This window comes from Vibrio japonicus (genome assembly GCF_024582835.1).
Taxonomy (GTDB): Bacteria; Pseudomonadota; Gammaproteobacteria; order Enterobacterales; family Vibrionaceae; genus Vibrio; species Vibrio japonicus.
Window position 1 is genome coordinate 866456 of record NZ_CP102096.1, and the last position, 25033, is coordinate 891488.

Annotated in this window: 21 protein-coding genes and 1 tRNA gene; 13 read left to right on the top strand and 9 right to left on the bottom strand. The window is 44.8% G+C overall.

Annotated features, from left to right (window positions below; all coding sequences use genetic code 11):
- Positions 1-12 precede the first annotated feature (12 nt).
- A complete protein-coding gene (folD, locus tag NP165_RS04260; RefSeq protein ID WP_257085079.1) occupies positions 13-873 on the bottom strand; it encodes a bifunctional methylenetetrahydrofolate dehydrogenase/methenyltetrahydrofolate cyclohydrolase FolD in 861 nt (286 codons plus the stop codon).
- A gap of 200 nt (positions 874-1073) precedes the next feature.
- On the opposite strand from folD, the gene NP165_RS04265 reads away from it, so the two are divergent.
- Positions 1074-1150, top strand: a tRNA-Arg gene (locus NP165_RS04265).
- Between the two features lie 124 nt (positions 1151-1274).
- On the opposite strand, the gene NP165_RS04270 is transcribed toward NP165_RS04265, so the two are convergent.
- Positions 1275-2642, bottom strand: a complete 1368-nt coding sequence (locus NP165_RS04270; RefSeq protein ID WP_257085080.1) for a Na+/H+ antiporter NhaC family protein — start codon at positions 2640-2642, stop codon at positions 1275-1277.
- A gap of 118 nt (positions 2643-2760) precedes the next feature.
- Here NP165_RS04270 and NP165_RS04275 point away from each other — a divergent pair, with 118 nt between their 5' ends.
- Together NP165_RS04275 and NP165_RS04280 are read left to right on the top strand one after the other, a co-directional pair.
- A complete protein-coding gene (locus tag NP165_RS04275) occupies positions 2761-2913 on the top strand; it encodes a hypothetical protein (RefSeq protein ID WP_257085081.1) in 153 nt (50 codons plus the stop codon).
- A 166-nt stretch (positions 2914-3079) separates the two neighbouring features.
- Positions 3080-3688 carry a DUF2913 family protein gene (locus NP165_RS04280; protein WP_257085537.1) on the top strand — a complete coding sequence of 203 codons (609 nt, stop codon included), beginning with the start codon at positions 3080-3082 and terminating at the stop codon, positions 3686-3688.
- Between the two features lie 31 nt (positions 3689-3719).
- Here the strand turns inward: NP165_RS04280 and NP165_RS04285 are convergent, their stop codons facing one another.
- Complete coding sequence (locus NP165_RS04285; protein WP_257085082.1) at positions 3720-5717, bottom strand: methyl-accepting chemotaxis protein; 1998 nt, start codon at positions 5715-5717, stop codon at positions 3720-3722.
- Between the two features lie 518 nt (positions 5718-6235).
- Here NP165_RS04285 and NP165_RS04290 point away from each other — a divergent pair.
- From NP165_RS04290 to NP165_RS04305, 4 genes are all read left to right on the top strand, one after another.
- On the top strand, positions 6236-7708 hold the full coding sequence (locus NP165_RS04290; protein WP_257085083.1) for a protein adenylyltransferase SelO: 1473 nt from the start codon (positions 6236-6238) through the stop codon (positions 7706-7708).
- 334 nt (positions 7709-8042) lie between these two features.
- Entirely contained in the window at positions 8043-9041 is a 999-nt protein-coding gene (locus NP165_RS04295) for a TRAP transporter substrate-binding protein (protein ID WP_257085084.1), read from the top strand.
- 58 nt (positions 9042-9099) lie between these two features.
- On the top strand, positions 9100-9825 hold the full coding sequence (locus tag NP165_RS04300; RefSeq protein WP_257085085.1) for a TRAP transporter small permease: 726 nt from the start codon (positions 9100-9102) through the stop codon (positions 9823-9825).
- Positions 9826-9828: 3 nt separating this feature from the next.
- Positions 9829-11190, top strand: coding sequence for a TRAP transporter large permease (locus NP165_RS04305; protein WP_257085086.1), 1362 nt, complete (start codon positions 9829-9831; stop codon positions 11188-11190).
- Between the two features lie 16 nt (positions 11191-11206).
- On the opposite strand, the gene NP165_RS04310 is transcribed toward NP165_RS04305, so the two are convergent.
- From NP165_RS04310 to NP165_RS04325, 4 genes are all read right to left on the bottom strand, one after another.
- Positions 11207-11392 (bottom strand): hypothetical protein, encoded by a 186-nt coding sequence (locus NP165_RS04310; RefSeq protein ID WP_257085087.1) that lies wholly within the window; start codon positions 11390-11392, stop codon positions 11207-11209.
- A gap of 87 nt (positions 11393-11479) precedes the next feature.
- The gene (locus NP165_RS04315; RefSeq protein ID WP_257085088.1) at positions 11480-12313 is read right to left on the bottom strand and encodes a heme ABC transporter ATP-binding protein; all 834 of its coding nucleotides are present in this window, start codon (positions 12311-12313) and stop codon (positions 11480-11482) included.
- On the bottom strand, positions 12313-13353 hold the full coding sequence (locus NP165_RS04320; protein WP_257085089.1) for a FecCD family ABC transporter permease: 1041 nt from the start codon (positions 13351-13353) through the stop codon (positions 12313-12315). Before NP165_RS04320 ends, NP165_RS04315 begins: the two co-directional genes overlap by 1 nt.
- Positions 13354-13367: 14 nt before the next feature.
- Complete coding sequence (locus NP165_RS04325; RefSeq protein ID WP_257085090.1) at positions 13368-14222, bottom strand: heme/hemin ABC transporter substrate-binding protein; 855 nt, start codon at positions 14220-14222, stop codon at positions 13368-13370.
- 339 nt (positions 14223-14561) lie between these two features.
- Here NP165_RS04325 and hutX point away from each other — a divergent pair, with 339 nt between their 5' ends.
- The 3 genes from hutX (at position 14562) to NP165_RS04340 (ending at position 17817) form a co-directional block, all read left to right on the top strand.
- Entirely contained in the window at positions 14562-15083 is a 522-nt protein-coding gene (gene hutX / locus NP165_RS04330; protein ID WP_257085091.1) for a heme utilization cystosolic carrier protein HutX, read from the top strand.
- A complete protein-coding gene (gene hutZ, locus NP165_RS04335; protein ID WP_257085092.1) occupies positions 15080-15643 on the top strand; it encodes a heme utilization protein HutZ in 564 nt (187 codons plus the stop codon). Before hutX ends, hutZ begins: the two co-directional genes overlap by 4 nt.
- An 89-nt stretch (positions 15644-15732) precedes the next feature.
- Positions 15733-17817, top strand: coding sequence for a TonB-dependent hemoglobin/transferrin/lactoferrin family receptor (locus NP165_RS04340; RefSeq protein WP_257085093.1), 2085 nt, complete (start codon positions 15733-15735; stop codon positions 17815-17817).
- A gap of 48 nt (positions 17818-17865) precedes the next feature.
- On the opposite strand, the gene NP165_RS04345 is transcribed toward NP165_RS04340, so the two are convergent.
- Together NP165_RS04345 and NP165_RS04350 are read right to left on the bottom strand one after the other, a co-directional pair.
- Positions 17866-19206 (bottom strand): sigma-54-dependent transcriptional regulator, encoded by a 1341-nt coding sequence (locus tag NP165_RS04345; RefSeq protein ID WP_257085094.1) that lies wholly within the window; start codon positions 19204-19206, stop codon positions 17866-17868.
- Positions 19206-21050 (bottom strand): sensor histidine kinase, encoded by a 1845-nt coding sequence (locus NP165_RS04350; protein ID WP_257085095.1) that lies wholly within the window; start codon positions 21048-21050, stop codon positions 19206-19208. Before NP165_RS04350 ends, NP165_RS04345 begins: the two co-directional genes overlap by 1 nt.
- 501 nt (positions 21051-21551) lie before the next feature.
- Here NP165_RS04350 and tig point away from each other — a divergent pair.
- From tig to clpX, 3 genes are all read left to right on the top strand, one after another.
- Positions 21552-22856: a trigger factor gene (gene tig, locus NP165_RS04355; RefSeq protein WP_257085096.1), complete on the top strand. Its 1305-nt coding sequence runs from the start codon at positions 21552-21554 to the stop codon at positions 22854-22856.
- Between the two features lie 105 nt (positions 22857-22961).
- Positions 22962-23588, top strand: coding sequence for an ATP-dependent Clp endopeptidase proteolytic subunit ClpP (gene clpP, locus NP165_RS04360; protein ID WP_257085097.1), 627 nt, complete (start codon positions 22962-22964; stop codon positions 23586-23588).
- A gap of 81 nt (positions 23589-23669) precedes the next feature.
- Entirely contained in the window at positions 23670-24953 is a 1284-nt protein-coding gene (clpX, locus tag NP165_RS04365; protein WP_257085098.1) for an ATP-dependent protease ATP-binding subunit ClpX, read from the top strand.
- Positions 24954-25033 lie beyond the last annotated feature (80 nt).

Genomic DNA, 25033 nt, shown 5'->3' on the forward strand with positions numbered 1-25033 from the left:
TAACTCATTAAGTTACTTTTTGGTATGGAACTGCTCACAAGCTAGCATCGTATTTTCGATTAGGCTTGCTACTGTCATTGGGCCCACACCACCAGGAACTGGAGTAATGAAGCTTGCGCGATCACGAGCCTTAGAGTATTCAACATCACCGACTAACTTCCCTGAGTCTAAGCGGTTGATACCCACATCGACAACCACAGCACCTTCTTTAACCCAGTCACCAGGTACAAAGTTTGGTTTGCCCACTGCGACAACTACGATGTCCGCTTGGCGAACGTGACGCTCCAAATCTTTAGTAAAACGGTGACAAGTTGTTGTTGTACAGCCAGCTAGCAGTAATTCTAGTGTCATTGGGCGGCCAACAATATTAGAAGCACCCACGACAACAGCGTGTTTACCGCGCAGCTCAATGTTGTAGCGATCGAGTAGGGTAATGATACCTTTAGGTGTGCATGAGCGGAGTTTTGGAATACGCTGAGCAAGGCGCCCCACGTTGTATGGGTGGAATCCATCAACGTCTTTCTCTGGGTGAATGCGTTCTAAAACATGAGTCGAGTCAATGCCTGCTGGAAGAGGGAGCTGGACGAGTATGCCATCAATCTCATTATCACTATTTAGCTCATCAATCAGAGCAAGTAACTCTTCTTCTGTTGTGCTTGCTGGTAGATCAAAAGATTTAGAAACAAATCCTACTTCTTCACATGCACGGCGCTTGCTGCCAACATAAACTTGAGAAGCTGGGTCTTCACCAACTAATACTACCGCAAGACCTGGCGCACGTAGACCAGCTTCTACTCGAGCTTTTACTCGCGCAGCAACTTCTGATCGAACAGTTTGAGAAATAAGTGTTCCATCGATATTTTGAGCAGTCATGACTTTCCTTTAATAAGAATGGCGAATAATTTGCAGCGCATTGTCGCAAATTATTTGACGAACATCTATAAGCAAACGTTTGCTTTGTGGTGTTTTTAATCAAAATATAATCTAGTGTCCTTTTTTTAGTCATTCAGATCATTATGTTATGAAAACCCCTTGTGTTACGAGTGTGAACTCGTATAATCCCTTCCTGTAGCGCGCCCTTAGCTCAGCTGGATAGAGCACGTCCCTTCTAAGGATGTGGTCATTGGTTCGAATCCAATAGGGCGTGCCATTTATTCTAAAGCCCTGATAACTCAATGAGTTGTCAGGGCTTTTTCGTTTTTTAGGGTTATGAATGCAAAAAAGCCAGTCAGGGAATTGACTGGCTTCTTCGTTTTAATGTCTCTAGTACAAACTTAAATGTTTGAAAGCGGTGCTGGGCGTCGGGACGGGTGCTTGAAGAAAATTGCCAACGCTGCAGCAATGGCTAGAGCAAAGCAGTAGTAAGAGTTGGCAACAACTTCAACGGGGGAAATCTCGAATACGGACCCCAAAAGCAGCACTTGCGCACCATAAGGCAGTATGCCTTGCATGACGCACGAGAAAATATCCAACAAGCTAGCAGAGCGGCGTGGAGTCACGTTATGCTCTTCCGCCAATTCGCGTGCAACACTGCCAGAAACGATAATCGCAACCGTATTGTTTGCTGTACACGTGTTTACCATGGCGACAAGACTAGCGATACCAAGTTCACTTGCACGGCTGTTCGCTTTCGAAGAGTGGCTCGAACCAAACGCTTTGATCGTTTTGCTGATAAAGTTAGTCAAGAAGGCTAAACCACCTTGACGGCGCATCAGTTCACTCAAACCGCCAATCAACATAGACAGTAAGAAGATCTCTTGCATGTTGCCAAAGCCTGCGTAAATGTCTTTCCCCAAATCTGTCAGTGTATAGCTATCAATCGAGGTTAAGCTTACGCTTCCCGCTAGAAAAATTCCTACCGAAAGCACAACAAAGACGTTCAAACCCGAGATAGCTAAAATAAGAATCGTGATATAAGGAAGAACTTTGAGCCATTCTACCGGGCCTGTTTCTGGCACTTGTGTTGCGGAGCTGTTGAATGCGAATAGTACGAGCGCGAAGAAAGCGGCAGGAAGTGCGATACGAACATTTTCGCGGAACTTATCTTTCATTTCACAGCCTTGAGAGCGCGTTGCCGCGATGGTGGTATCGGAGATGATCGAAAGGTTATCACCGAACATAGCGCCGCTTAGCACCACCCCAGCAGTTAGGGGAAGGCTCATGCCGGCTGACTGCGCAATACCCAGTGCCACGGGAGCAACGGCGGCGATAGTGCCCATCGATGTTCCCATTGCTGTCGCAATAAAGGCTGAAATTAGAAAGATACCCGGCAGAATCAGGCTGGTCGGAATCGCTGACAGTCCAAGGTTAACGGTCGCATCCACACCACCAGACGCTTTCGCTACCGCAGCAAATGCACCTGCAAGCAGGTAAATCATACACATCGCGATGATATCTTGATGTCCAACACCACGCATGAATTGTTCGATTGAACGGTTGAGCGAATCTTTGCTTAGCAAAATCGCTACGATGATAGCGGGTAGTGCAGCGATAGGCGCTGGCAGCTGATAGAAAGCGAACTCAACACCTTGAAAAGACAGATAAGTGCCCACGCCAATAAACAGCGAGAGAAAAATCACTAATGGAAGAAGTGCAATTGCAGATGGGCTAGCTGCTTTGGTTGATTCTGGGGAATAGGACATTTAAACGATAAAGTTGACAATAACGGGGGAGAGAAGATTAATGGCACGAAGATGATATGTCAATGTAGACGTCCAAACGTCTGGGTGTTTTTACTGTTGAGTGCCCGTAGAGTTAAATATGTCTCTCTTTTTGACAGCATCGGTTGTTGAGCTAAAAGTAGACAAGCGAGTAATACATAAGCGTGATAGACACAATACAACGGAACAGTGTTATCGCGTTGGCGAGCCACTGTTGTTTGCCGTCTTTCATCTGTTTTTTCCTATCGAATAGCCAGTCTATCAGCCTATATTCAACCTATCCGATGTGTAGTTGCTAGGTTGGTATCACTTTTGCTTAACTTTCGAACTGTACATAAGCAAAGCTTTTCGGTAGCATGACGCTCCCTGACAATCAACGATTGATTCAGTCCTCGTCGAGTATTAACGTCCAAGGCACCATGCGCAGTATCCATACCAAGATAAAACCTGAATTTGAACCTTTGCTATCGGATCTAGCGCTTCATGCGTTACTGCATCTGCGTACTAACCACAGTGCCCAAATTCTTGGCAGAAAAACTCGTGGCGAAATCAACGATATCCTCTCTGCTTGGCTCAACAAATCTGCCAACACGAAAAAATATAAGCCGTTTAAGAAGAAAATCCGTTCTTTGGTCAGCCATGCGCGTTCACAGAAACTCGATATGGAAGCCATGCTGGGAAATTTACTGACGCCACTACGTGGTGATGAGTTACCGCATTTAGACAGTTTTTTACTGCTTATCAATATGATTGAGAAAGAACTGAATACGACGGTGTTGGTGTCTAATCCTGAAAAAGTGGATCTTAGCTTCAATCCTAAAGGTTGCCTGCTGTGCGTACTTTCGAATGATTTAAACGCTCATTTTGATAATAGAAATCGCCTAGTGAGTGACATTTCCATGCTATTTCGTGGGACTCATGGTGAGAAAAGTGCTTTCCTGCGTACCATTTATTCTTCGTCTCTATTTGATCATAAGATGGAATATGAAGATGAAGACTTTGTACGTATCTCGTTGAACATCCGATAAAAAAGCGGCATCTGATGCCGCTTGATTACTGTTATCTCAGATTGAATTGTTGTAACTGGGAATTGACTTTCCGAGCTTCTTCTTGATAGTTCGATACAATATTGCTCATATTGCCCGCTGAATCTCCAGTGTTAAGGGCAATTTCTGTCAAGACATCAACATCTTTATCCACTTCTTCGCTGGCTTTCGACTGCTCGATGGTGGAGTTGGCGATACTGGTAATGTGTTCGTTCACTGTCTCGATCAAAGACTCAAGCTCTGAAACACTATTATTTACTACCGACACAGACTCAAATGTGGAATCTGTCGCTTCGTGGCTCTTAGACATATTCTGCACAGCAGTTTGAGTGTTTGTCGTAATATTGTGTAGCAGTTGCGAAATATGCTCAGTAGCTTCTTTACTTCGCTGAGCAAGGTCACGTACTTCAGACGATACGACGGCAAATCCACGTCCATGTTCGCCTGCACGAGCGGCTTCGATTGCGGCGTTAAGAGCCAATAAATTAGTCTGTTCTGAGATGCCGTTGATCGTATCGACAATCTTACTCACACTCTCTGCATCTTTTTCTAGTTGATGAATACAATCTTGGGTCTGCTCTATCTGAGTGACGAGTGCGCTCACTAACTCATAAGATGTTTGGCTTTGCTCTTGACACGAAATAACCTTGTTGGTCATTTGTTCAGTTTCTTCTAATGCACGTTCGGAAGACGACGCGATTTCTAAGCTCGATTGAGAAAGCTCCGTCATCGCAGTCGCTATGTTACTGCACTTATCTGCGGTTTCTTGGCTGCTTGTTCCGAGTTTATTTGAACTTTGAACCATCTGCTCTAAGCTGCGCGTACTGCTCTCGTTCGTTCTGGTCACATTTAATAGCAAGTCTTTCAGATTGCCAGTCAAATTATTGATGCTCTTAGACACTTGAGATAATTCGTCTTTGCCATCGACATCAAGCTCTATAGCGAGATTTCGATCTCTAGACATATTCGCAAGTTGACGAGTGAGTGTCCCGACGCGTTTTTTTAAACTCTGTACACACATCGCCACAGTGCCCACTAGGAGAACGGTTATTATTATCGACAATGCTAATAGAACGTTCATTTGGAAGCTTGCACTAGCCGCTACTTGCTCTGTCACAGACAGCATTTCTGTCTTTAGGTCATTTCGAATGGTATTGATCAGCTTGATTCTATTTGTTGCAGAAGCGAACCATTGAGTCGGTTCAGGCCCTTCGAGTGATGATAGCGTGCTCTTCTGGTTCAGATACTGCTGCTGAACTTGCTCCACTTCCTTCCAGATAGGCGACATTACAGCTTGGTTAAATTGAGCGGCAAATTCGGAGCGTAAGGATTGCTCTGCTTGTCTCCGAGCGTATTCGCCACTCGCCAAATAGTTTTCAATGGCAACGTACTGGCCAATATCCGAGCTTTGTCTGGAAAACGCGCCATTAAGTGCACCGCGCACTTGTCCTGCACGCTCTTTCATTTTCACAATGGCGATAAGCGCTTGGCCTAGATCGGATATATCTTGATTAGCAATATTCGAAGATAATAAAGAGGCATTATCAATGCTCAGTTGGTTTAAGTTCGAGTAGTAGGCAAAAGGAGAGGTTTTAGGTGAAAGTTGATCAACCTGAACTCGAATATCTCTTAGTGTCGATAAGTTTTGGAGCACATCGGTAGACAGCTTATCTGTTAGAGAAGATTGAAGATATGTAGGAGAATAGGCTTGCAGCGCTGAAATATGTGTATCGGTCACTGCTCTTTGGTCGTTTAATGCTTCTACTTGTTTTGGATCGCCTTGGCTTCCTAGCACACCCGCGGTTAGACCTCGCTCAACGGCTAAGTTGTGTGCAAGGTTGTCATACAGAAGTACCAACTTAATGATCTCACTGTCGTTATTCGCGACTTCCACAGTGTGTTGATAGTTTTGCACTAATTTGATGGCAGTCAGCAAAGCTAGAACGATAGGAACTCCAGCCAGTATCATAACCAAACGATGCAGAGAAATATTCCGCAGTAATGTATCCATGATCCCTCCAGTAAAGCAGCAATAAAAGCGGTAATCAGTGTAATGTATTCTGCTTTCGTTAAGTAGTACGTAAATCAAACAATCAACATTAATAATTTTATTAATTAATGGTTTGCATCAACAATAGACGTACCTAGTGTGGATTGCTCTTGGGTTTTGACGTCATATTTAGAATGTTGTGTCATAAAAAATTCATGGAGTAGATGATTGAGTATTACCTGAAAATTCATCATATTGTAATGAGCATGTAACAAATGTTAATAACCAAGGAGGGCGCATGCAGCATCAAGAGATGATTCAGTACTCAAATTTTGGATTGATTAGCCGTATTTGTATTTTTTCGTTAGTGGGTATCTTCACAGTCTTTGCCGTGATCTGATTCAGACAAGTGATTTCATCTAAGCCTTAGTAGGTTTGTGGTTACTTACTTTTAAGTATGACTTATTAAGGCATAAGTATAGATTTGTTCTCGTTCTGTGTGATACGGTCATCGATAAATCCATGTTAAAAGCTTGTGTATGTCGTTTCACTCATCTATTTCCTTGTCCAGTCGGTTTTCCGAACTTCCTCATTCCTTTTTTACTAAGGTGACCCCTCAACCTCTGAACAATACCCGTTGGGTCGCGTGGAACAATACGTTCGCAGCGCAATTTGGTTTGCCAGAGCAGGCACCGCAAGGGGATCTAAAATTATTTCTTGCGGGAGAAATGATTTCTGATGAGTTTCCTTCTTTAGCGATGAAATATGCGGGCCATCAGTTTGGGGTCTACAACCCAGAGTTGGGGGATGGTAGAGGTTTGTTATTGGGAGAGCTAGCAAACCATGATGGCAGATTTTTCGATGTCCATCTGAAGGGGGCTGGTTTAACGCCATACTCTCGAATGGGGGATGGTCGTGCTGTTTTGCGTTCAACGATTCGAGAATACCTTTGCAGTGAAGCAATGGCTGGACTGGGGATTCCTACGACCAGAGCGCTAGGTATGTTGACCAGTGATACACCTGTATATAGAGAAAAAATGGAGCAGGGCGCACTACTGATTCGTATGTCAGAAAGCCACATTCGCTTCGGTCACTTTGAACACTTTTTCTATACCAACCAATTAGCTGAATTAAAGCTACTCGCCGATAAAGTCATCGAGTGGTATTGGCCAGAATGTTTAGAAAGTGATAAGCCTTACGTTGCGATGTTTGAATCGGTTGTCGACAAAACCGCGAACATGATTGCTTATTGGCAAGCTTACGGTTTTGCTCATGGGGTAATGAATACCGATAACATGTCGATACTGGGCCAGACATTTGATTATGGGCCGTTTGGATTCCTTGATGATTACGAACCTGGCTACATCTGTAATCATTCCGATTATCAGGGGCGATATGCGTTCGATCAGCAGCCAAGGATCGCGCTATGGAATTTGTCAGCGCTTGCACACGCTCTTTCTCCGCTGATAGAAAAGCCTGACTTAGAAGCAGTGTTGGCGAAATTCGAGACGAAATTAGGTGGTTACTTCAGCCAGCTAATGAGAAGTAAATTGGGACTGCACTGCAAACTAGAGCAAGATAGCCAACTTTTCCAAGCGATGTTTGAGTTATTGCATCAAAACCGCGTCGATTACACGCGATTTATGCGTGAACTGTCTAATTTAGATCACCGTGATCCGCAGGTGGTCGTTGATCTGTTTATCGACCGAGATGCTGCCAAAGCGTGGTTAGATCTTTACTTGGCTCGTTGTGAATGTGAAACAGATGATGATGCGAAGCCAGTGAGTGAGGAAGCAAGGTGTACGTCGATGAGGGCTGTGAACCCTAAGTATATATTGCGTAATTACCTTGCTCAGTTAGCGATTGAAAAAGCGGAGCAGGGTGATTTTAGTGAAGTAAACGCACTTGCTGAGTTGCTGAAAAAACCTTACGACGAACAACCAGACATGGAGCACTACGCCAGTCTCCCTCCTGAATGGGGTAAAAAAATGGAGATCAGCTGTTCTTCATAAGCGATATGTTCAGTTTTGAAAGGGGCCATTCATAGGAATAGGCCCCTTTTTTGTTCCAATCCGTAACCAAGGCCATAACCAGTCACTGTTACCCTCATCTTTGAATGTATTAAATAGGTATAAATTTACACATTCCCTTACATTTCATGTGTGGGACTCTACCCAAAATTAAGCTGATAAATTTGACATGAAACGACTTGTTTAAAGTGGGATTTATCTAACTCTTTGAAATAAAATAACAATCTTACTGTTTTTAAGTTTTGGTATTGAAATTGCTCTTGTATATGCATCAACACCCATTGATGGGGTTGTTCATTTACTATGGAGAACAATAATGCTAAAGCCTTTAACCCTACTAACTGCTTCTATTCTTGCTGTCACAAGTTTCAATGCTGCCGCGAATTGCGACCCAGGTGAAACTGTCATTAAGTTCAGCCACGTCACCAACACAGATAAACACCCGAAAGGGATTGCGGCTTCACTACTAGAGAAACGCGTCAATGAAGAGATGAACGGAAAAGCGTGTATGCAGGTTTTCCCTAACTCGACACTTTATGATGATGACAAAGTACTGGAAGCAATGCTGAATGGGGATGTGCAATTGGCAGCCCCTTCTCTATCTAAGTTTGAAAAATTCACCAAAAAGTTCCGCATTTTTGACCTTCCTTTCCTTTTTGATGATGTAGACGCCGTTGACCGCTTCCAAAGTTCTGAGGCGGGTGAAAAGCTAAAGAACGCGATGAACCGTCGTGGTATCCGTGGTCTTGAGTTCTGGCACAACGGTATGAAGCAAATCTCTGCGAGCAAACCATTGATCAACCCTGAAGATGCGAAAGGTCTGAAATTCCGCGTACAAGCATCTGACGTATTGGTCGCTCAGTTTGAGCAACTTGGTGCAAACCCGCAGAAAATGTCGTTTGCTGAGGTGTACGGCGGTCTACAAACCAAAGTTATCGATGGTCAGGAGAACACTTGGTCAAACATCTACGGTAAAAAGTTCTTCGAAGTTCAGGACGGTATTACTGAAACCAACCACGGTATTTTGGATTACCTAGTTGTGACTTCGACTAAGTGGTGGGATGGGCTTCCAGCTGATGTTCGCGATCAGTTGGCGACCATTCTGAAAGAAGTGTCTGAAACTCGTAACGCGGAATCTAACCGTGTCGAGCAACAAAACAAACAATACGTGATCGAAGCGGGCGGTGTGGTTCGTGAGCTAACGCCTGAACAGCGCCAAGAGTGGGTAACTGCGCTTAAGCCAGTATGGAACAAGTTTGAAAAAGACATTGGTTCTGACTTGATCAATGCGGCGCTAGCAGCAAACCAACAATAAACCACCAAGGCTCCCGTAATTCGGGAGCCAAACTCACCTGATTCGAGCGATGTATCACATGGAACAGTCATTTTTTGCGAAAGTCGGACAGTTTACCGACAAGGTTGAAGAAACCCTTATCGCTTTCTTCCTAGGTACGATGACGATGCTGACTTTTGTCAATGTCGTTATGCGTTACATATTCAACGACAATATTCTTTGGGCTCTTGAGCTAACCGTATTCCTCTTTGCTTGGATGGTACTGGTTGGTGCGTCATACGGTGTTAAAAAGCACTTTCATATCGGGGTCGACGTAGTGATCAATATGGCTCCAGAAGGCCTGAGAAAAATCTACGCCCTGATTGCAGTAGCATGTTGTTTGACGTTTTCGATATTACTTCTGATTGGTTCGTGGAATTACTGGTACCCGTTTGCAACCGAGCGTGCTTGGTACGAAACCGATGATATTCCAATGCCAGAGATGTTGCAGTTCATGGCTGACTGGCTCAACGAAGGTGAACGTTACGAAAAGCTGCCACGCTTTATCCCTTACATGGCACTGCCAATTGGTATGGCGCTGTTAACGTTCCGTTTTGCTCAGATCGCCTATCAGATTTTGACTGGTAAGCTGGACCGAATGATTTCAGGTCATGAAGCAGAAGAAGAACTTGAAGCATTAAAAGAAGAGCTTAAAGACGCGGGTGAGGCTATGGAGCCTAAGCAAAGCGCAGATAAGAACCAAGGTGGCGACAAGAACCAAGGCGAGGATCAGAGCCCTGATAACAATAAGAATAAGGAGAGCTAAGCCATGGATATTTTATTGTTATTCGTGATGGTAATAGGCTTCATGCTCGTGGGCGTGCCGATTGCAGTATCACTCGGTTTATCAAGTATTCTATTTTTGATGTGGCACTCGGACACGTCTCTCGCGTCAGTTGCACAAACGTTATTTAACGCATTTGAAGGGCACTACACACTTTTGGCGATCCCATTTTTCATTCTTGCCTCTAGCTTTATGTCTACCGGCGGGGTAGCAAAACGTATTATTCGTTTCGCGATTGCGCTGGTCGGCTGGTTCCGTGGCGGCTTGGCAATGGCATCGGTAGTTGCTTGTATGATGTTCGCGGCGCTGTCAGGTTCATCGCCTGCAACCGTAGTCGCGATTGGTAGTATCGTTATCGCGGGTATGATTAAAAACGGCTACTCGAAAGACTTTGCGGCAGGGGTGATTTGTAACGCAGGTACGCTCGGTATTCTTATCCCGCCATCAATCGTAATGGTCGTGTACGCGGCGGCAACCGATGTGTCGGTTGGGCGTATGTTCCTTGGTGGTGTTATTCCTGGGCTACTGGCTGGTTTAATGCTGATGATCGCTATCTATATTGCAGCGCGCGTGAAGAAGTTACCAAAGCAACCTTTTGTTGGCTGGGGTGAAACGTTTGCTGCTGCGAAAGATGCGAGCTGGGGTTTACTGTTGGTTGTCATCATTCTGGGTGGTATTTATGGCGGTGTATTCACGCCAACAGAGGCAGCCGCGGTCGCAGCGGTATACTCGTTTTTGATTGCGAACTTTATCTACAAAGACATGGGGCCATTCGCCGATAAAGAAAACACCAAACCTGCGGTGGTGAAAATTCTGCAAGCATTCGTTCATAAAGACACCAAGCACACGCTATTTGAGGCGGGTAAGCTGACCATCATGTTGCTGTTCATTATCGCCAACGCGCTGATCCTAAAGCACGTACTGACGGAAGAACGCATTCCGCAAATGATCACAGAATCGATGCTATCTGCTGGTTTAGGCCCGATCACTTTCTTGATTGTTGTGAACGTACTGCTGCTGATTGGTGGTCAGTTTATGGAACCATCTGGCCTATTGATTATCGTTGCGCCGCTGGTATTCCCAATCGCGATTGCGTTAGGTATCGACCCGATTCACCTTGGCATCATGATGGTGGTGAACATGGAGATAGGGATGATAACTCCACCTGTCGGATTGAACCTGTTTGTGACTGCTGGTGTGGCGAAGATGTCGATGATGCAGGTCGTGAAAGCGGCACTACCTTGGGTAGCGGTGATGTTCCTCTTCCTTATCATCGTAACCTATGTACCTTGGGTTTCGACTTGGTTGCCAACCACGCTAATGGGACCAGAGATTATCACTAAATAAAACAACGAGAGGAGGCTTAGGCCTCCTCGTTTATTGTTTTCGTTGGCGCATAACGCGGATCATTACCTCTACGCCTTTCATAAAAACGCCATTTAGTTATTCGATTTGTACGTCTGTCTTTCCCAATGCGTTGTTCCGTTACATAAACACCATTAATTAAAATGGTATCGGCGATAGCTGGAATCTTTGTTTTTTCACCCATCACGCTCTCCCTTTCCCTGTTTTGAGTATGGGTGAGATATGGGAACTTGTAAAAATTTAACCACTAAGGTCAATACCCGCCAACCGTTTAAGCAGCAATAACGACCGGATGCCCCAATTCTGGGTGAGGGATAATGGAGACTTTGTGCTGATAAACGCGTTCAATAATGTCGCTTTTCAGTGCGTATTTCGGAGGCGCATCGGCCACGATGTTTCCTTTGTTGAGTATCATCAACCGATCGGCATACTGAGCGGCAAGGTTAAGGTCATGCAGTACGGCCACCACTGTCGCACCTTGTTTCGCAAGCGATTTTGCTAACGCCAACGTACTGTGCTGATGATGCAGATCCAGCGCTGACGTTGGTTCATCCAACAGCAGTATTTTATTATTACCGCCTTGCTCCAGCTGAGTGAGAACACGAGCAAGGTGAACGCGTTGCTTTTCTCCTCCTGATAGCGTCGGGTACGATCGGTCAGCAAGATGGATAACATCTGTTTTCTCCATATTACTCACGACGAGCTGTTCTAGCTGGTGGTTTGGCATGTTCAATCCAATGCCACCAAGTGAGACCACTTCTCGGGAGGTAAAGTTAAAAGAGAGACTGCTACTTTGTGGCAAAACGCCAAGGTGTCGAGCTAAATTACCAGACGGCCAATACGTTTTGTTGCGACCGAACAACATCACATCGCCATGAGAGTGCACTTCGCCTGTGATGGCTTTTAATAAGGTGCTCTTACCTGTGCCATTCGGGCCGAGCAGGGCAGTAAATTCACCTTTTTTAAGCTCAAAGCTCACATCATCCAGAATGGTACGCTGGCTGAGTTCAACCGATAAATGACGAACGGCGATACTGGTAGACTGACAGTAATCACAGATCGATGGTTCTGACATGCGCTTAGGTTGAGTAAATAGAGACAGCATTAAATACGACCTTTTTGTTTTATCAGAAGCCAGACGAAGAAAGGAGCACCAATGAGCGCTGTGACAATACCGACGGGCATATCCAGTGGCGCGACAACCGTTCGTGCCAGCATGTCGGCAAACAGGAGAAGTAGAGCGCCAAGTAACATAGTGACAGGTAGCAAGGCTTTATAGTTTGGGCCAATGAGCATGCGGCAAACATGAGGAACAATGAGCCCGATAAACCCAATCATTCCCGCCAGAGCAACAGTAACGCCAACACCAATGGCAGCAAGAACAATCAAACGTCGTTTCAGCTTTTGAACGTTAATACCTATATGACGCGCTTCGGATTCACCAAGTAGCATGGCGTTAATCTTGTCGGCATCACGGTAGTAAAAGATAAATAGGATCAACAAAGTACCAAACGCCAACCACAGCCCTCTGGGGTTCGCACCTGCTAATGACCCCATTGTCCAAAGAGACAGATCTCGTAAGGCTTGGTCATCCGCAAAGTAGTTCAAAAGCCCTAAAGCAGCCCCTGCTAATGCAGATATCGCCACACCAGCAAGCAGCATCATGGTTACCGATGTACCATTGGAACCTGTGCCCAAGCGATAGACGGCAAAGGTAATGAATGCCCCTCCAAAGCAGGCAAACATAGGGACTGTGCCAAAGAGCAATAGCGTTGGGTAGCTGGCAGCTAATTCACCAAAGAGGACTATTGCGATGGCTGCACCTAACGCTGCCCCTGATGAAACGCCAATGATACCTGGGTCTGCGAGAGGATTACGAAACAGTCCTTGCATAACGGCGCCGGAAATCGCCAGAATGCCGCCAACTGCGATCGCCAATAATGTGCGAGGAAGACGGACTTGTTGGACAATCATTGAGACGTGACCCGGAATATCAACGTTGGAGACGGGAAGCAGTGATTGAATACTGTCAGTGAAACTTATGTTCATCGGGCCGACGGTAATAGAAGTGACAGTGGTAAAGTACAAAGCAATACTGGCGATAACGCACAAAGGCTTTACTGAAAGCGGTCTTGAAACGGTCATTACAACTCCAAGCCTTATTGTTCTGCTGCGCTAAAGGTCGTGTATAGGTCATCGGCGAGATCAAGGCTCTCTATGCCCAGCCCACCAACAATTGCACTGCCATTGACAGGAATAATACGGTCAGTACCTGCAGCGGGTGTGGCGGCGAGCAGCGGAAACTCATTCAAAATACCTTGTTTGCCGCCGAGCGCATTCCAAGCGCGGTGAGTAACCAGTAAGTAGTCAGGCTGCATTTTTACAATCGCTTCTTGGGACACGGGTTTGTAAGAGCTCATTTGCGCTTTTGCTGGGTTTGTGCCACCTGCAAGGTTGATGATTACGTCGATGGTTGTGTTGTTACCAGCGATGGTCGCGGGGCGTCCTTTGCTCAACATGGCGAATATCACTTTCGGCGACTGCTCTATTTTTCGCTCTTGCAAAGTCTGTAATTTTGACTGGAGAGAGGCTTTCAGCACCTGCGCCTTTTCTTCCGTGCCCGTGATTTCTGCAATCACATCAATACGATTAAACAAGTCCTGTTCACTGTCGCCAGAAGGAACCGTTGTGACTTGAATTCCGCCATTTTTCAGTAGATTTAGAGTGCTTTCGGGCCCCATTTCATGTGAGCCAATTAAATGGGTCGGTGATAACGCCATTAAGCCTTCAGCTGAGAGTTGTCGATGGTAGCCAACAAGAGGCAACTTGTCGTTATCGTTAAACTTTTTACTGGTTACGTCGAGCGCGATTAATTGCTCTTGGGCCCCGAGCTCAATGAGTAATTCAGTGATACTAGAGCCTGCACTGATAATTCTATTCGAAGTTGGATTTTGTGTGGCCCATACTTGTGATGAGGCAAGGAGTAAGCTGAGGGCGAAGGAGAGCATTTTCATTATTTTAGTTCCATAGCGACATAAGTGGCTGAGATGTATCCGGTGATTAACGCAATCAGATGACGGTGTCTTATCTTTTTCCGCTTTTGCATGGTTTAAGTTCCTAATGTCGCAACGGGTTATGTAGATAAGCGAACGATGTCAATGATGTTCCATTTGGGTCACGGTAATGGGATATTATGCACTGAATGCAAATGATATCAAATATCATTTGCATTATTGTTGTGCGTAAGTATCATTACGGCCAACATATCTAGTGATAAATTTGTTGCTTATGGTGAGCGGTAATTACGGGCGAGTAGGCTCTAGCTATAGCGTAACGAATCAATAGGAGAAAAAATGTACACCACTTTTTCCGAAAGTGACGTAAGAGACAAAGTGAGCGCGTCGATGGCGAAAGATCCATCTGTTCCTGTTTCTGAAATGTCAAAACAGTTAAACCTGAGCGAAGGCGCCATTACGTTTGCGCTGCCTGATGAGATGGTTACCCGAATCTCGGGAGAGCAAGCGCAAACGGTATTGGAGCAGTTGCCCGAATGGGGAAATGTGACAACCATCGTTCACTCGTTTGGCTCCATATTCGAAACAAAAGCGCCTTTCCCTAAAGGCAAAGTGGCGCATGGGTATTACAACCTAATGGGGCGAGAAGGGGAGCTACACGGGCACTTACGATTAGATTTGGTTGCGAACATCGCTTTTGTGAGTAAGCCTTTTAGAGGGATGGAAAGTCACTACATTGCCTTTTTTACTCAAGCGGGAGAGTGCGTATTTAAGATTTACTTAGGCCGAGATAAGAAACGTCAATTAATTCAAGAGCAAATTTCCGCTTTTAAAACAATGAAAAAGGAACTTTCAGCATGAGTACAGAAAGTCAGCTAACAAACTCCGAGCAACAAGAAAGACAAGAGATTCGTCGCGAGCGTTTACAAAATCGTTTAGAGCCGGAAGTTCAAGCATTCCGAGATTCACGTAAGACCCTACAATTGGCAACAATCAGTGAACAAGGCATACCAAACGCGACCTACGCCCCATTTGCGTTCGACAGCCATGCTTATTACATATTGGTGAGCGATATCGCAGCGCATGGTCGTAATCTAAAAACCAATCGTAATGTATCGATTTTGATGATCGAAGACGAAAGTGAATGCAAACAAATTTACGCTCGCAAACGCCTAACTTTTGATACTCGTGCTGAACTTGTCGAAAGGAACACAGACTCATGGCAACAAGGCGTCAGTGCGTTACACGCTCGCTTTGGTGACATTATCGAGAATTTAAGCCAGTTGGGTGATTTCAACCTATACCGCCTCGTTCCGGATTCTGGCCGCTACGTAAAAGGTTTTGGCCAAGCGTTTGAAATTTCTGGAAATGACCTATTGGATTTTGTCCACCTTACAGAAGGGCACATCCAACAAAAATAAGAGCAAATGTCGAAGTAATACAGCCCCTTTAGGTCTCACCAATAAAAACATAACCGAGACCGTTTTGTTTTTGTTAAACGGAATAAATAATGATAAAGCAAACCCAGTTAGCCCTCGTAATTGGCGGGCTTCTCTCTGCGCCAGCTCTCGCAGAAGAAAGTGTTTCATTTGATGAAGTCGTCGTCTCAGCGACACGAACCAATAGCCAACTTCAAGATACAGCCGCGTCTGTCACAGTGATTAGTGACGAAAATATTGAACAAGACATGATTACCGGTCTGGACGACCTGTTCAAATACACCCCCGGCGTAACGGTAGAAACGAATGCCCGTCAAGGTGTACAAAGTATTAATATTCGCGGCATTGAAGGTAACCGAATCAAAGTGTTGGTTGACGGCGTAGCGCAAGGCAATCAGTTTGATTCCGGTAGCAACTTCGTAAACTCTGCTCGTGTAGAAGTGGACACCGACTTAGTAAAATCGGTAGAAATCGTGAAAGGTGCAGCGTCTTCATTACACGGTTCAGATGCGATTGGTGGTATCGTCGCATTCGAAACGAAAGACCCGGCTGATTTTTTACGCGGCAGGGAGTTTGGCGGTTACGCAAAATTCAATTTCTCTTCTGAAGACGACACGTTTAGCGAATCTATCGCCTTAGCGAATAAATTCGGTGATCTGGAATCGTTAGTCGCTTATACCAGACGTGACGGAAAAGAGCTTGAGAACTTTGGTGATCCTCAAAGCATGGATGCGATTGCAAACAACCTACTCGTCAAGTTGCAATATCAGCTCAATGATGCGCATCGAATCGAGTTTAACGGCCATTATCTTCATAACAAAGATGAAGGCACTCAAACTTACGATAGGTACATGGATGCGTCTAGTGAAGATACGTCTGAGCAGTTCCAAGCCGGGATTAAACATATTTGGGAAGGTCGAAGCGCCATTGCAGATTCCATCTCTTGGCAGCTTGATTGGTTAAGCAAAGAAGAGAATGGCATTACTCGTAGAGTTGCCACAACGAACTTAAACAATCAGCGTAAAGACTACATCTATAAAGACGAAGGCTACCAATTCGATATCCAGTTCGATAAGTACTTCGCATTGGGTAGCACCGAGCACTACATGGTTTATGGTGCGTCTTACCTAGACAAAGACATCAAAAATGTAAACAAAGAGTACAACAGCGTCGGCAGCAATAAAGAAATCTTTTACATACCTTCTGCAAGCGAGCGCCGTTACGGGCTGTTCTTACAAGATGAGATCACCGTGGGTAACTTCATTGTTACGCCAGGTGTTCGATACGACGCCTTTGAGACCGATCCCGGAGACACGAGTGACAACCCAAGCGGCAATGCGGATAACGAGTACAAAAAATTCTCTGATTCAGCATTCACTGCGCGTTTAGGCACTATCTATAAACTCAACGAACAACATCGTTTGTTTGCTCAGTTTAGCCAAGGTTTCCGCGCTCCTGATTTTAAAGAGCTGTTCTATTCATACGGTAACCCTGTGATGAGTTATTACAGCAAACCAAATGCGGGCCTCAAAGCAGAGGAAAGTAAGTCTTACGAACTTGGTTGGCGACATAACAACGAGATTTCGAGCAGCGAAGTTGCCTTCTTCTACAGCGATTACACAAACTTTATTGAGCAAACGCAAACGGGTCAGTTCATGAATCCAATGAACCCTGCGATTGTGCAATACAACAACATCGCTAAAGCCACGATTAAAGGGGTTGAGTTCTCTAACCAGCTTTCGTGGGATAGCTTTGTACCTGTTCGTGGATTCAGCTCAAGGTTAGCTGCCGCTTATACGGAAGGTGAAGATGGTAACGATAACCCACTGAACAGTGTGAATCCTTGGAATCTGATGGCGGGCATTAACTACGATTCTGAACATAATTGGGGCACGTCGTTTAATCTTAATTATGTTGCTTCTAAGAACCGAAGTGACATCAATGGGGATGACATTTTACCACTGAGCAGTTCGACGGTATTCGATGTGACGGCGTACTATCAGCCAATCAAAGATCTTACACTCCGAGCAGGTCTGTTTAACGTGACAGATGAAGAGTACTACAACTGGAATGATGTAAAAGACAGAACAGTTGAAGACAAAGATCTCTCTCAAGCGGGTCGTAATTGGGCAATCACTGCCATGTATGAGTTCTAAACGTTCTTCTTTGCTGAGCCATGCCTTTTAGATGGCTCAGCAAATGGATCACTCCGGCTTATAATCGCTCTTATCCAACCCATATTTTTGCATCTTGTCATACAGTGTTTTTCGTGCGACTTGAAGAATATCTAAGGCGTCGTTTATTCGGCCATTACTGCTCGAAAGCGCCTGTTCAATGATGGTCTTTTCAAACTCCGCCACCTGCACCGCCAGTGGGGTAGAGATTTGAGATGGAGATTCGGGATTTAAGTGTCCGAGGTTACCCAGCAGTACGAATCGTTCTGCGCTGTTTCGTAGCTCACGAACATTACCCGGCCAATCATGACTCATTAACGTTTGCAGATCCGCATCGGGCAGCACATTGGCCGCTTTCCCATATCGAGACGCAGCAACCAAAAGAAAGTGGTGGAACAGAGCGGGGATATCTTCTTTTCTTTGTCGAAGAGGAGGTAGATCTAATGTGACCACATTCAATCGATAATATAAGTCTTCACGAAACGTCCCTTCCTGCGACGCTTTTTTGAGATCAGTCTTCGTTGCCGCGATAACGCGAATATCGACAGGAATCAATGCGTTTGACCCCACACGTTCAATGACACGCTCTTGTAACACTCTGAGTAAGCGGATCTGAGCCTGCATAGGCATTGACTCAACTTCGTCTAAAAATAGCGTACCGCCTTGGGCGTGTTCAAATTTGCCTATACGTTTTGCATCTGCACCGGTAAACGCGCCTTTTTCGTGGCCATAGAGTTCACTTTCAATCAGATTTTCAGGAACTGCACCACAGTTGATCGCGACGAAGTTTGCGTCTCGGCGTGAGCTTTGTTCATGAATAGAGCGAGCAAACAGTTCTTTACCGGTCCCTGTTTCTCCAAACAACAAAATGTCAGCATTCGTATCGGCAATGTGTAGGATAGTGTCACGCAGAGAACCTATCGCTGGGGTGTCACCAATGATACGCGGACCAAGGGTTTGGCTTGCTTTAAGGCTGCGTTTGAGCTCTTGATTTTCCAACGTTAGTTCACGTTTTTCAATTCCGCGCTTGGTGGTATCAATTAGCCTGTCGATAGCAAACGGCTTTTCAATAAAGTCATAAGCGCCATTTCTGAGTGCATTGACAGCCATGGAAATATCACCGTGGCCGGTAATCAAAATAACAGGTACATCACTGTCTTGGTTGAGCACCGTCGATAACAGGTTTTCGCCAGACAAACCCGGCAAGCAGATATCGGTAATAACAACTTTAGGCATGCCTTGTTGCTTTATCGCCAGCATCGCATCTTCTGCGCAGGCAAAAAAACGCGCCGAAATATCTTCAAGCTCAAAGCTCTGTTCAATCGCTAATCGTATGTCACTTTCATCGTCGATAAAAAATACGTCTTCCATCAACTGTCCTTAGTTATTGGGTTAGAGAACGTTACCGGATTTGGGGGCGTTACATGCTCTTGTGTAGCACAAACTCGAGGTAAGGTGATAGTAAACCTTGCACCACCCAAAGGAGAGTCGCTCACAGTGAGCGTGCCTTTCATTGTTTCTATGATTTGCTGAGAAATCGACAAGCCAAGCCCAAGTCCGTTTTGCTTAGTGGTAAAAAAGGGCTCGAACAAGTGCTGAGCCTGCGCGGTGTTAATGCCAGGCCCATTATCATCAATATGGATTTCGATGAACTGGTCTTGCTGATGCGTACTGACCTGAACGGTGCCCTTTTGCTCGTTTTCTACAGCCTGAGCTGCGTTCGTAATGAGATTAATCAACACTTGCTCAATTTGGATGGCATTGACTTCCACTTGACCCAGAGATTCATCGACATCCGTTATAAACTCGACACGATTGGCTTTGAGTTGAGGTGCAACAAGCTCTCTTGCTGATACAATAATAGGCGCGAGATGTAACACTCGAACATCACGACTGTCGGATTTACGAGTGAATGACTTGAGCTGATTGCTGATCTTTGCCATTCGATCCGTGAGGCTAGATATTCGCGTTAGGTTGTCGTCCACTCGGTCATATTTTTGTTTGTCCAAAAAGCGTCGGCCATTGTCAGCAAAGCTGCGTATTGCCGCTAAAGGGTTATTCAATTCATGGCTGATGCTGGCGGACATTTGCCCCAAAACAGCCAGTTTGGCCGCCTGAATCAGTTCATTTTGGGTATGTCTAAGCGCTTGCTCTGTCTTGGTTCGTTCGGATATTTCTGCTTGAAGCTCAGAGGTGCGTTCGAGAACTAAAAATTCAAGTTTTTGCTTTGATTCAGATTGAAGTTGCTCGAATTGACGCTTTTTCAGTTGTCTTTGATAGTTGAGTTGTAAAGTTAAAAAGGCAATGACAAACATCAACGTCATCACCATCGCGAAACTGAGTGTGTGCCAGAACAACGTCATTTTTTCTGTCAGTACCCGTATGGTTAAATCGATATTAGGGAACTGACGGCTAGAGACGATGTAATCACCTTGAAGCGGGCCTAAATCAGGATTACGCAACACTGTTTGGGGTTCATTGAGCGAGCCAAAAAGCCCCAGTGACAGAATGTCGGTATCAAGGTACTGACGACTCGCTTTTATCTCTAACTGCTCTTCAACGCTTAATGGCGTCAGACTTTTAAATAGCCAGCTTGGATTACTCGACATAAACACAATGTTGTGTTGATCGGTAGCAACAAAGGTATTTTGTTTGCTTTTCCAGTTTCCCTCGATGGCGGTTAAGTCCATTTTCACGACGATGACACCGATAATCTCAGCGGCATAAATCACCGGGTACGAATAGTAGTAACCCCGTTGTCCGGATGTCGATCCCAACGCAAAGTACTGGCTCTGTTTTCCTGCAATGGCGTCGGTAAAGTAGGGACGCCAATCGAAATTGATCCCGACAAAAGAGCGTTCCATATTCCAGTTGCTTGCGGCAATCGTGTTGCCCCGTCTGTCGAGCAGATAGGTGTCGGCCGCTTGAATGATATGGTTTACTGTCTCCAAGTAGCGGTTCGTTAGGTCAATTTGAGCGGGATTTGTCGGTTGTTTAAGCGCCGATATTAGCTCATTGTCTTTGGCCAATAACTGCGGTAAGTGGGCGTATTTGTCTAATTTTGAAGAAATATTGCTCGAGAATCGATCGAGTTGAGCCTGATGTTCATCCAATAACGACTGACGATGGTAATCCCAGACGGATTGGGAACCGAGCACCAGACACACACAGTAAAATAGGAACAAATACATATTTGCTCTGCGAAATGGTGACATGACTTTCCCTGTTCAAGCACAACAACAGGTCTTTAGAGTAATGTTTTTTTGTTACAAGAGTGTTTGGTTCTGTAACAAAAATGAGGATTAAAACCGGACTTAGATCTAGTTTTATTCTTTAATTTAAAAAAAAATCTAGTTTCTCTTGAAAAAGCCTTTAATGTCCCCATTTCTGAGACTGCTAATGACAATATTGCTGTTTTTTTTAGCAGTTAAATGAGTTTTTAGGGTAATGCCCTAGGTATTCCTGGGATCGGCTCGACAGCTATCGACTAGCTCGGTAGAATGCTGCGTCTAAATTTTTATCCTGAGACTAATCGGAGATACCTTTAGCGGACTTAGTTCGAGAAGATATCGCTCATTAGTCCGATAGCTGAATTTGTTCGGTTATCGATACTCGATATACAAAGAGTACTCATAGAGTACAAACAAGGATGGGTCCTTAGTTGATAAGGGCACATACGCTCAGCCAAACTGAGCCAGTTTTGAGGTTAAAGAATAATGCAAGTTACTGTTGAAACTCTAGAGGGCCTAGAGCGCCGTCTTAACATTACTGTTCCAGCTGCAAACATCGAAGACGCTGTAACAGCTGAACTACGCAACATCGCTAAAAACCGTCGTTTCGATGGTTTCCGTAAGGGCAAAGTGCCTCTAAAAATGGTTGCGCAGATGTACGGCAAAGCAGTACGTCAAGACGTGATGGGTGAAGTAATGCAACGTCACTTCATCGAAGCGATCGTTAAAGAGAAAATCAACCCAGCAGGCGCGCCAACTTTTGCTCCAGTTGAGACAAAAGAAGGTGAAGACCTAGTTTTCAATGCAACTTTTGAAGTATACCCAGAAGTTGAGCTTAAAGGTCTAGAAAACATCGCTGTTGAAAAACCAACAACAGAAGTTCAAGATGCAGACGTTGAAGAGATGATCGAAACTCTACGTAAGCAGCAAGCGACTTGGGCTGAAGTTGAAGAAGCAGCTGAAGACGGCAAACGCGTAAACATCGACTTCGTTGGTTCAATCGACGGTGAAGAGTTCGAAGGCGGTAAAGCAGAAGGCTTCCCTCTAGAAATGGGCGCTGGTCGCATGATCCCAGGTTTCGAAGACGGTATCGCAGGTAAAACTGCTGGTATGGAATTCGACATCGACGTGACTTTCCCAGAAGATTACCACGCAGAAAACCTAAAAGGTAAAGCTGCGAAATTCGCTATCAAAGTGAACAAAGTTGAAGCACGTGAGCTTCCAGAGCTAAACGACGAGTTCGTTGCTAAATTCGGTGTTGCTGAAGGCGGTGTTGACGCACTTAAAGCTGAAGTTCGTAAGAACATGGAACGTGAACTTAAGCAAGCAATCAAAAACCGCATCAAAGAGCAAGCTCTTGAAGGTCTGGTTAAAGAGAACGACATCGACGTTCCTGCTGCTCTTATCGAACAAGAAATTGGCGCTCTACGTCAGCAAGCGGCTCAGCGCTTTGGTGGCAACCCAGAAGCGGCTGCTCAACTTCCACGTGAACTGTTCGAAGAACAAGCTAAGCGTCGCGTAGTTGTTGGCCTTCTACTTGGTGAAGTAATCAAGTCTGAAGAGCTAAAAGCTGATGACGAGAAAGTGAAAGCTCTAATCGAAGAAATGGCAACAGCATACGAAGATCCAACTGAAGTTATTGCTTACTACGAGCAAAACCCACAGATGATGGATAACATGCGTAACGTTGCTCTAGAAGAGCAAGCTATCGACGCTATCATTGCTAAAGCTCAGGTTTCTGAAAAAGAAGTTAGCTTCAACGAGCTAATGAACCAGCAACCAGCTGCTTAATCAGCAAGTTCTAGTGTAGAAGGTTGACTTAGCGTTAACTATTCTGCTAACAATGGTCCGTATGATACTCATCATCCGGGCCATTTATTTTAGGGATATAAGAATATGAGCTACCAAGAAAAAAATGCAATGTCGCCAATCATGAACGCACTTGTACCAATGGTGGTTGAACAAACTTCACGTGGTGAACGTTCATACGATATCTACTCGCGACTGCTAAAAGAACGAATCATTTTCTTGACTGGTCAAGTGGAAGACAACATGGCAAACCTAGTGGTTGCCCAGCTACTTTTCCTTGAGTCAGAGAACCCAGATAAAGATATTTTTCTATACATCAACTCACCAGGTGGTAGCGTAACAGCAGGTATGTCTATCTACGACACCATGCAGTTTATCAAGCCTAATGTCAGTACCCTATGTACAGGTCAAGCTTGCTCAATGGGTGCGTTCCTATTGGCTGGTGGTGCTCCGGGCAAACGTTATGTCCTACCTAACTCTCGTGTTATGATTCACCAACCACTTGGTGGTTTCCAAGGCCAGGCATCTGATATTCAGATCCATGCGCAAGAGATCCTGTCTATCAAGAACAAGCTAAATACATTGCTTGCAGAGCATACAGGTCAGCCGATGGAAGTGATTGAGCGAGACACAGATCGCGATAACTTCATGTCTGCAGAGCAAGCGGTTGAGTACGGTCTGGTTGATGCAGTATTAAGCCATCGCGGCAATTAATTGATAGTAATTGTTTAGCGCATTTAAGCTTAAATTGATATACACTCAATTCATAAAGAGTAAAGGCTAAGAGGTTAGCGAATGACAGACAAAAGCAAAGAGAGTGGTAGTGGTAAGCTTCTTTACTGCTCTTTCTGCGGTAAAAGCCAGCACGAAGTTCGCAAGCTAATCGCCGGTCCATCCGTCTATATTTGTGACGAATGTGTCGACTTATGTAACGACATTATTCGTGAAGAAATTAAAGATGTTCTTCCTAAGAAACAATCTGAAGCGTTACCAACGCCAAAAGAGATTCGTGAGCATCTAGATGACTATGTGATTGGTCAAGATTACGCTAAGAAAGTGCTAGCAGTAGCCGTTTATAACCACTACAAGCGTTTACGTAATGGAGACACGACAAGCGAAGGTGTTGAACTTGGTAAAAGTAACATCTTGCTAATCGGTCCTACTGGTAGTGGTAAAACGCTATTAGCTGAAACCCTAGCTCGTCTCCTAGATGTACCTTTCACAATGGCAGATGCGACCACACTAACCGAAGCCGGTTATGTTGGTGAAGATGTCGAAAATATCATCCAAAAGCTTCTGCAAAAATGTGACTACGATGTAGCGAAAGCAGAGCGTGGTATTGTGTACATTGATGAGATCGATAAGATTTCACGTAAAGCTGAAAACCCTTCAATTACGCGAGACGTATCTGGTGAAGGTGTTCAACAAGCCCTACTAAAACTCATTGAAGGCACAGTCGCTTCTGTTCCACCACAAGGCGGACGCAAGCATCCTCAACAAGAGTTTTTACAAGTAGACACATCTAAGATTCTGTTCATTTGTGGTGGTGCATTTGCTGGTTTAGACAAAGTGATTGATCAGCGTGTTGCAACGGGCACAGGTATTGGTTTTGGTGCAGAAGTCCGCTCTAAAGATGAAAGCAAGACAGTAGGTGAATTATTCACTCAAGTTGAGCCAGAAGATTTGGTGAAATACGGTCTAATCCCAGAGTTTATTGGTCGTTTACCAGTCACTACCACTCTGACGGAGCTTGATGAAGAAGCGCTTATCCAAATTTTGTGTGAGCCGAAAAATGCACTTACTAAGCAGTATGCGGCATTGTTTGAGCTAGAAGATGCAGAATTGGAATTCCGTGAAGATGCACTTCGTGCCATTGCGAAAAAAGCGATGGAACGTAAAACAGGTGCTCGTGGTTTGCGTTCAATTCTTGAAGGTGTCTTACTAGAAACGATGTATGAATTACCTTCAATGGACAACGTAAGCAAAGTTGTGATTGATGAATCGGTGATTAAAGGTGAATCTGATCCGTTACTGATTTATAGCAACTCTGAAAACCAAGCTGCTGGTGCTGAGTCTTAATTTGACTCATACAAATTGCTAAATAAAAAAGGAGGTAGTCAAATACCTCCTTTTTTTTATTCTTTCATTGAATCCAACGA

Bases quoted from the DNA above. Each gene is read 5' to 3' on its own strand.
- folD (WP_257085079.1), bottom strand. From the start codon at position 873: ATGACTGCTCAAAATATCGATGGAACACTTATTTCTCAAACTGTTCGA.
- NP165_RS04270 (WP_257085080.1), bottom strand. From the start codon at position 2,642: ATGTCCTATTCCCCAGAATCAACCAAAGCAGCTAGCCCATCTGCAATT.
- NP165_RS04275 (WP_257085081.1), top strand. From the start codon at position 2,761: ATGTCTCTCTTTTTGACAGCATCGGTTGTTGAGCTAAAAGTAGACAAG.
- NP165_RS04280 (WP_257085537.1), top strand. From the start codon at position 3,080: ATGCGCAGTATCCATACCAAGATAAAACCTGAATTTGAACCTTTGCTA.
- NP165_RS04285 (WP_257085082.1), bottom strand. From the start codon at position 5,717: ATGGATACATTACTGCGGAATATTTCTCTGCATCGTTTGGTTATGATA.
- NP165_RS04290 (WP_257085083.1), top strand. From the start codon at position 6,236: ATGTCGTTTCACTCATCTATTTCCTTGTCCAGTCGGTTTTCCGAACTT.
- NP165_RS04295 (WP_257085084.1), top strand. From the start codon at position 8,043: ATGCTAAAGCCTTTAACCCTACTAACTGCTTCTATTCTTGCTGTCACA.
- NP165_RS04300 (WP_257085085.1), top strand. From the start codon at position 9,100: ATGGAACAGTCATTTTTTGCGAAAGTCGGACAGTTTACCGACAAGGTT.
- NP165_RS04305 (WP_257085086.1), top strand. From the start codon at position 9,829: ATGGATATTTTATTGTTATTCGTGATGGTAATAGGCTTCATGCTCGTG.
- NP165_RS04310 (WP_257085087.1), bottom strand. From the start codon at position 11,392: ATGGGTGAAAAAACAAAGATTCCAGCTATCGCCGATACCATTTTAATT.
- NP165_RS04315 (WP_257085088.1), bottom strand. From the start codon at position 12,313: ATGCTGTCTCTATTTACTCAACCTAAGCGCATGTCAGAACCATCGATC.
- NP165_RS04320 (WP_257085089.1), bottom strand. From the start codon at position 13,353: ATGACCGTTTCAAGACCGCTTTCAGTAAAGCCTTTGTGCGTTATCGCC.
- NP165_RS04325 (WP_257085090.1), bottom strand. From the start codon at position 14,222: ATGAAAATGCTCTCCTTCGCCCTCAGCTTACTCCTTGCCTCATCACAA.
- hutX (WP_257085091.1), top strand. From the start codon at position 14,562: ATGTACACCACTTTTTCCGAAAGTGACGTAAGAGACAAAGTGAGCGCG.
- hutZ (WP_257085092.1), top strand. From the start codon at position 15,080: ATGAGTACAGAAAGTCAGCTAACAAACTCCGAGCAACAAGAAAGACAA.
- NP165_RS04340 (WP_257085093.1), top strand. From the start codon at position 15,733: ATGATAAAGCAAACCCAGTTAGCCCTCGTAATTGGCGGGCTTCTCTCT.
- NP165_RS04345 (WP_257085094.1), bottom strand. From the start codon at position 19,206: ATGGAAGACGTATTTTTTATCGACGATGAAAGTGACATACGATTAGCG.
- NP165_RS04350 (WP_257085095.1), bottom strand. From the start codon at position 21,050: ATGTCACCATTTCGCAGAGCAAATATGTATTTGTTCCTATTTTACTGT.
- tig (WP_257085096.1), top strand. From the start codon at position 21,552: ATGCAAGTTACTGTTGAAACTCTAGAGGGCCTAGAGCGCCGTCTTAAC.
- clpP (WP_257085097.1), top strand. From the start codon at position 22,962: ATGAGCTACCAAGAAAAAAATGCAATGTCGCCAATCATGAACGCACTT.
- clpX (WP_257085098.1), top strand. From the start codon at position 23,670: ATGACAGACAAAAGCAAAGAGAGTGGTAGTGGTAAGCTTCTTTACTGC.